Here is a 6,781-nt window from a genome sequence, read left to right on the forward strand (position 1 = left end):
CAGGGTTCGTCGAGGGGGTCAGGTCACTTGCCGGAGCCGGGTCCGCCGCCGCGGAGCGTGCTGCCCCGCCCCCAACCCCAGTGGGTGCCCACCCGGGAGTGGTAGCGGGGATAGGCGGTGGTCATCCGCTCCAGCAGGATCACCGAGCCGGCGGCCAGCGGCAGGATCACCACCGAGTCGTCGTCGTAGCGCAGGTAGACGCCGCTGCCGTCGACGTACTGGTCGGCCGGCCGCCAGGCGTCGGTGAGCTCCTTCGACACCTGGCTCGGCGCCTTGCCCGAGGTGTAGGCGCGCGCGTCGGCCCCGATGTCCCGGCTGGTCGCCCGGGTGTAGTGGTCCTGCACGTAGCCGCGCGGGGAGAAGTTGCCGTAGAAGATGGCGAACGCGGCGACCAGCGCGCCGATCACGGCGAGCGCCACGCCCACCACGAGCCACCGTCGGTACGTCACAGTGCCACCACCGTCTCGGTCAGGACCAGTTCGTTGGTCTGCGGATACGCGTGCCAGGTGCGCCAGGCCACCGTGCCGTCCGGCGGATCGGGGCGGACCGCGAGCGCGGTGACCGCATCCTCGTCGCCGGGGAAGATCCCGACCAGCGCGTACGGGTCGACGGCCAGTTCGGCGCGGAGCGCCGCGACCCGGCGGCGCAGCCCGTCGCCCGCCGGCCGGAGCACCGTGGCGGTGAACCGGTAGCCGGCGTCGGCGTCGTGCAGGTTCGGGGGCAGATGCGGCTCGCGGCCGGGCAGGCAGGCCACGGTCTCCACGAGTTCGCCGCAGATCACCTGGTGGGAGGCGCCGAGCAGGCGCAGCCGCAGCCGCAGTCCGCCCGGCAGGGTCAGCTCGCGGACGTGCAGGGCGGGGTGTTCGGGGCCGCCGAGGGCCAGGCTCAGGTCGGCGGCGCGGGTGTCGACGTACGGGGCGTCCAGGGCGACCAGCACGTTCAGGCCGCCTGCTCCGGTCCACCCTGCGGGTAGATCATCACCTCGGCGCGGCGCAGCTCCTCACCGAGGTTGACCTCCCAGCCGGCCTCGCCGTACGCCTCGAAGGAGAGCCGGGCGCCGCCGGGCGCCTGGTAGTCGTGGTAGCGCATGGTGCCGCGCGGGTCGAGGCCGGTGCCCTCGGTGGCGGTGTACCGCGCCTGGCCGGACTCGTCCCAGTTGTAGCGGCGGCCGGCGATCTCCAGCGTCGGGGCGCCCGGCGTCACGGTGGCTCCCGGCTCGCTGGTCCAGAGCACCAGCTCCAGGTCGGGCTCGGCCTCGACGGAGAGCCAGCGCTTCACCCCGCCCGCGTCGTCGAGCAGGTGCTCGGCCCAGCTCCAGCCCCCCTCGACCAGGTGCACCGAGCCACGCACCGTGTACGGCACCTGGCGGATCTCCACGATGTCGCCGGGCTTGAGCGCGCGCGGGTCACCGCGCAGCGCGTCGGCGTCCCGGTCCCGGAACGGATCGGCGGGGGTCTGCGGGCGTGGCCCCGACCGGGCCTTGCGCACGGCCAGCACGGCGATCACGACGCCGGCCACCCCGACGAGACACCCCAGCGTGGCCACCAGGTACGCCACCGAACCGTTCACGACTGCCTCCCCCAACCTGCACCGGCGGAGACGGTAACAACCCGACGCACGCGCAGCGAAGCGCCGTACCCTGAGTAGGAGGTCAGCTACCTGGTGTGCCCGAGCCAGCGTGCGGAGTGTCCGAACCGGGCGGCGGGTCGGCCGGGTGCCCGGCCTCTGCTGCCGCCGTGGCGGGCTCGGCCGGCGCCCGGTCGAAGTGCACGCTGGGATCAGGACAGACCGGGTGGCCGGGCACCGGCCAGAACGGCTGGCCCGCTCCCGCCGGCCACGCCGGCTGGCCCGGTGGCGGGGTCGGCCACGACGGCTGCGGGTGGTACGGCCCGTAGTAGCCGGCTGCCGGCGGGTAGCCGTAGCCCGGCCAGGGGCCGCCGGACGGGGCCTCGCCCCCGAACCAGCGGCGGGAGTCCCGGAGCAGGAGCAGCACCACCACCGCGGCGCTGAGTCCCAGCACCAGCAGGACGCCGAGGCCGCCCACCGCGGAGACCACCGCCCCGGGGCCGTCGCTCTGGGTGTCGAGGGTCTCCAGGAACTTCGACTCCTCCCACCCGGCGTCCGGTGGCATACCCGTCGACGAATCGAACTCAGGGGCGTCCGCGACGGCGAACATGGCGAGCGGGGCGATCAGCAGGCCGAGGCAGACCTGCCCGACGCAGAGCAGCAGTTGCGCCCCGCCGGCCACGAAGACCAGGATCCGGGCCACGTTGCTGCCCCGGCGCAACGGCAGGGCGGTCGCGCCGAGCCAGCCCGCGAGCAGCAGCGCCGGGATGGCCATGAAGCAGGCCATGAAGACGTTGCCGGCCCGTTCCCCGGAGACCTCGGCCGGGTCCGCGTCGGGCACCCGGCGCAGCACCTCGTCGATCTGGGCGTCGTAGCGCACCGTCTCGACCACCACCAGGCAGACGATAAGGAGCAGGACGGCCACGGTGGCGAGCTGCAACCAGTACGCCACGGTGACCGCGCCGGGCCGGGTTGGTCGGGCCGGCGCGGCATCGGTAGAGGTCATGGCGGCAAGCTACGTGGTGGGTGCCGTTTTCGTTGTCCCCCAACGGGCCGCCGGTCAGTCCCCGGTCAGGCGTTCCGTGGCGTACTCACGCAGGGTGGCGCGGCCCATCAGGCAGCCGCTGAACGTGGTGAACTCGCGCTCGTCCTGACGCAGCCGCTCCCAGGCCGCCTGACCGGCCGCCCGATCCACGGTGTCCAGCAGTGCGGCCGCGTACGCCACGCCGGCCGGCGAACCGTGCCCGAGCAGCCAGTCGACCTTCTTCCGGGCCTGTTCCGGATGCTCGTGGAGGGCCTGCACCACGCGGTGGTACGCCTCCGTCGCCGGCAGGATCTGCCCGGCGAAACCCACCCCGCCGAAGGCGAGCGTGTCCGCCTTCGCGAGCTCCTTGATTGCCGCGTCCAACTCCCGATCGTGCTTTCCGAACCCCACCATGCCCTCACTATTGCCCGCTCCGGCCCGGCTCGACCCTGTTGATCAAGGAGTTCGCGTCGCGCGGCGGCGCCTCCGCTGACGCAAACCCCTCGATCAACGACGAAGGCGGGGTCCCGCGGCACTGCGGGACCCCGGTCGGGCTGGTCAGGCGGTGGTGACCGTCAGGGACTCCTTGGTGTCGGCCAGGTCGACCTTCACCGTGTCGCCGTCGCGGATCTGGCCGGCCAGCAGCGCCTTGGCGAGCTGGTCACCGATCGCCGACTGGACCAGCCGGCGCAGCGGGCGGGCGCCGTAGATCGGGTCGTACCCGTGCTCGGCGAGCCAGGTGCGAGCCGCGTCGGTGATCTCCAGGCCCAGCCGGCGGTCGGCGAGCCGGCGGCGCAGCCGGTCCAGCTGGATGTCGACGATGGCCCGCAGGTCGCCACCCTGCAGGGCGGCGAACACCACGATGTCGTCGAGGCGGTTGAGGAACTCCGGCTTGAAGTGCGACCGGACCACCGCGAGCACGCCCTCCCGGCGCTCGTCCTCGGTCAGCGTCAGGTCGCTGATCACCGACGAGCCCAGGTTCGAGGTGAGGATCAGGAGCGCGTTGCGGAAGTCCACCGTGCGGCCCTGGCCGTCGGTGAGCCGGCCGTCGTCGAGCACCTGGAGCAGCACGTCGAACACGTCCGGGTGGGCCTTCTCCACCTCGTCCAGCAGGATCACCGAGTACGGCCGGCGGCGCACCGCCTCGGTGAGCTGGCCGCCCTCCTCGTAGCCGACGTAGCCGGGCGGGGCGCCGACCAGGCGGGCGACGGAGTGCTTCTCGCCGTACTCGCTCATGTCGATGCGGACCATGGCCCGCTCGTCGTCGAAGAGGAACTCGGCGAGCGCCTTGGCCAGCTCGGTCTTGCCGACGCCGGTCGGGCCGAGGAAGAGGAAGCTGCCGGTGGGCCGGTCCGGGTCGGCGACGCCGGCCCGCGCCCGGCGGACCGCGTCGGAGACCGCCGCGACCGCCTCGGCCTGGCCGACCACCCGGGCCCCGAGCGACCCCTCCATCCGCAGCAGCTTGGCGGTCTCGCCCTCCAGCAGCCGGCCGGCGGGGATGCCGGTCCAGGAGGCGACCACGGCGGCGATGTCGTCGGCGCCGACCTCCTCCTTGAGCATCGCGCCGTCGGCCTGGAGCCGGGCCAGCTCCTCCTCGGCGGTGGTCAGCTCGGCCTTGAGGGCCGGGATCCGGCCGTAGCGCAGCTCGGCGGCGCGCTCCAGCTCGCCGTCGCGCTCGGCCCGCTCGGCCTCGCCGCCGAGCCGCTCAAGCTCCTCCTTGGCGGTGGAAAGCTTGGCGATGTGGCTCTTCTCCAGCTGCCAGCGCTCGGAGAGCGCGGTGAGCTGCTCGCGCTTGTCGGCCAGCTCCTTGCGCAGCCGCTCCAGGCGCTCGGCGGAGGCGGCGTCCGGCTCCTTGGCCAGCGCCATCTCCTCGATCTCGAGCCGGCGCACCGCCCGCTCGATCTCGTCCACCTCGACCGGCCGGGAGTCGATCTCCATGCGCAGCCGGGACGCGGACTCGTCGACCAGGTCGATCGCCTTGTCCGGCAGGAACCGGTCGGTGATGTAGCGGTCGGAGAGGGCGGCGGCGGCGACCAGCGCGGCGTCAGTGATCCGTACGCCGTGGTGCACCTCGTAGCGCTCCTTGAGGCCGCGCAGGATGCCGATGGTGTCCTCGATGGTCGGCTCGCCGACCAGCACCGGCTGGAAGCGGCGCTCCAGCGCCGGGTCCTTCTCGATGTGCTCGCGGTATTCGTCCAGGGTGGTCGCGCCGACCATCCGCAGCTCGCCGCGGGCCAGCATCGGCTTGAGCATGTTGCCGGCGTCCATCGAGCCCTCGCCCTTGCCGGCGCCGACCACGGTGTGCAGCTCGTCGAGGAAGGTGATGACCTGGCCGTTGGAGTTCTTGATCTCCTCGAGCACCGACTTCAGCCGCTCCTCGAACTGGCCGCGGTACTGCGCGCCGGCCACCATGGCGCCGAGGTCGAGCGAGACCAGCTTCTTGTCCCGCAGCGACTCGGGCACGTCACCGGCGACGATCCGCTGGGCCAGGCCCTCCACGATGGCGGTCTTGCCGACGCCGGGCTCGCCGATCAGCACCGGGTTGTTCTTGGTACGCCGGGACAGCACCTGGATCACCCGGCGGATCTCCGAGTCGCGGCCGATCACCGGGTCGATCTTCCCGTCCCGGGCGCTGGCGGTCAGGTCCACGCCGTACTTGGCCAGGGCCTGGTAGGTCTGCTCCGGGTCGGCGGTGGTGACCCGCCGGTCCCCGCCCCGGACGGTCGGGAAGGCGGCGACCAGGTTCTCCTCGGTGGCGCCGGAGTTCTTCAGCGCGACGGAGACCGCGCCACCGACCCGGGCCAGCCCGGCCAGCAGGTGCTCGGTGGAGGTGTACTCGTCGCCGAGCGGCCGGGCGATCTGCTCGGCGGCGCCGATGGCGTTGACGAACTCGCGGGCCAGGGTGGGCTCGGCGATGCTGGAGCCGCGGGCGGCGGGCAGCGCGTCGAGCGAGCGCTGGGCGACCCGGCGCAGCTCGGCGGGGTCGGCCCCGACGGCGCGCAGCAGGCCGGCGGCGGTGGAGCCGTCGGTGTCCAGCAGTGACAGCAGCAGGTGCCAGGGTTCCACCGTGGCGTGGCCGCGCTGGTTCGCCAGCGCGACGGCACCGGTGATGGTCTCGCGGCTCTTGGTGGTGAGGCGTTCCGTGTTCATGGGCTCCCCCGGATCGGCGTGTCCACTGGGAGAGACACAACCAGAGTTGAGTCTATTCCGCTCAACTCCATCGGTGTGACCTGGATCACTCTCGGCGTTGCCAGCGCCAGTCGAACTCCCCCTCTCCTGGCGGCGGCCCGGGCAGCGGCGGCTCGCGCTGCACGAGACCGGCGAGCAGCAGCGCCAGGTGGCGGCGGCGCAGCTGCCGGGTCCGCTCCGGATCGGGTACCCGGATCGCGGCGCACCCCTCCAGCAGCAGCCCGACGTCCTGCGGCACCACGTCCGATCGCAGCCGCCCGGCCGCCCGCGCCCGCCGCACCAGCCCGTCGACCAGCTCGTTCGCGCGGATCGCGGCGCGCCCCAACTCCTCGGTCGGGGTGAAGGTGCCGGCCAGGTGCACGGTGAGCGAGTGCACGTCGGCGTCGACCACGCGCTCGAGGAAGCCGGTGAACGCGACCCAGCCGTCCGGCTCGTCGGCGACCTCCTCGGCGGCCGCGATGAACCGGCGCAGCCCGTCGTCGCAGAGCTTGCGCAGCAGGTCCTCCTTGCTGGCGTACCGCCGGTAGAGGGCGCTGATCCCGACGCCGGCCCGCTCGGCGACGGCGGCGACCGGCGCCTTCGGGTCGGCGAGGAAGACGGCGCGGGCGGCCTCCAGGATCACCGTGTCGTTGCGGGCCGCCTGGGCGCGCCGGCCGGCGAGCGGCGGGGAATCGGTCGGGTTCGGCATGGCCCGAGAATATCACTGGAACGGATCGTTCCGCTCTGTTAGGCTTAGGCGGAACGAAGCATTCCGTTCTGAAGGAGCCAGCATGACGGACACCGCCCTCCGCCCGTACCGCGTCGAGATCCCACAGGCCGCCCTCGACGACCTCGCCGACCGGCTGCGGCGGACCAACTGGCCCGGCGAGCTGCCGGGCGTGGGGGCCGCCCCCCGGGGGCCCCCCCCCCCGGGGCGCGGGGTTGGGACGTAATGGGTTGATACCTTTTTATGGCGGGGGGTGGAGGGGGGGGTTTAAGCCCCCCCCCACTTTCTAACACAGA

At 73.1% G+C, this 6,781-nt stretch carries 7 protein-coding genes; all 7 read right to left on the reverse strand.

Annotated elements, in window-relative coordinates; all coding sequences use genetic code 11:
- Window positions 1-23 precede the first annotated feature (23 nt).
- On the reverse strand, window positions 24-449 hold the full coding sequence (locus ACIBPB_RS24885) for a DUF4247 domain-containing protein (protein ID WP_357308484.1): 426 nt from the start codon (window positions 447-449) through the stop codon (window positions 24-26).
- On the reverse strand, window positions 446-937 hold the full coding sequence (locus ACIBPB_RS24890; protein WP_396841885.1) for a DUF2617 family protein: 492 nt from the start codon (window positions 935-937) through the stop codon (window positions 446-448). Before ACIBPB_RS24890 ends, ACIBPB_RS24885 begins: the two co-directional genes overlap by 4 nt.
- 2 nt (window positions 938-939) lie before the next feature.
- Window positions 940-1,569: a DUF4178 domain-containing protein gene (locus ACIBPB_RS24895; RefSeq protein ID WP_396841886.1), complete on the reverse strand. Its 630-nt coding sequence runs from the start codon at window positions 1,567-1,569 to the stop codon at window positions 940-942.
- Between the two features lie 82 nt (window positions 1,570-1,651).
- Complete coding sequence (locus ACIBPB_RS24900) at window positions 1,652-2,572, reverse strand: hypothetical protein (protein ID WP_396841887.1); 921 nt, start codon at window positions 2,570-2,572, stop codon at window positions 1,652-1,654.
- Between the two features lie 54 nt (window positions 2,573-2,626).
- A complete protein-coding gene (locus tag ACIBPB_RS24905; protein ID WP_396841888.1) occupies window positions 2,627-3,004 on the reverse strand; it encodes a hypothetical protein in 378 nt (125 codons plus the stop codon).
- 144 nt (window positions 3,005-3,148) lie between these two features.
- Window positions 3,149-5,740: an ATP-dependent chaperone ClpB gene (gene clpB / locus ACIBPB_RS24910; RefSeq protein ID WP_396841889.1), complete on the reverse strand. Its 2,592-nt coding sequence runs from the start codon at window positions 5,738-5,740 to the stop codon at window positions 3,149-3,151.
- Between the two features lie 85 nt (window positions 5,741-5,825).
- Window positions 5,826-6,467 carry a TetR/AcrR family transcriptional regulator gene (locus tag ACIBPB_RS24915; protein WP_396841890.1) on the reverse strand — a complete coding sequence of 214 codons (642 nt, stop codon included), beginning with the start codon at window positions 6,465-6,467 and terminating at the stop codon, window positions 5,826-5,828.
- Window positions 6,468-6,781: the final 314 nt, after the last annotated feature.

It is taken from the genome of Micromonospora sp. NPDC049836, from assembly GCF_044465125.1.
Taxonomy (GTDB): Bacteria; Actinomycetota; Actinomycetes; order Mycobacteriales; family Micromonosporaceae; genus Micromonospora.

What these genes read in the sequence shown, in the direction of transcription:
- ACIBPB_RS24900 (WP_396841887.1), bottom strand. Translation starts at nt 2,572, where the DNA reads ATGACCTCTACCGATGCCGCGCCGGCCCGACCAACCCGGCCCGGCGCG.
- ACIBPB_RS24905 (WP_396841888.1), bottom strand. Translation starts at nt 3,004, where the DNA reads ATGGTGGGGTTCGGAAAGCACGATCGGGAGTTGGACGCGGCAATCAAG.
- ACIBPB_RS24915 (WP_396841890.1), bottom strand. Translation starts at nt 6,467, where the DNA reads ATGCCGAACCCGACCGATTCCCCGCCGCTCGCCGGCCGGCGCGCCCAG.
- clpB (WP_396841889.1), bottom strand. Translation starts at nt 5,740, where the DNA reads ATGAACACGGAACGCCTCACCACCAAGAGCCGCGAGACCATCACCGGT.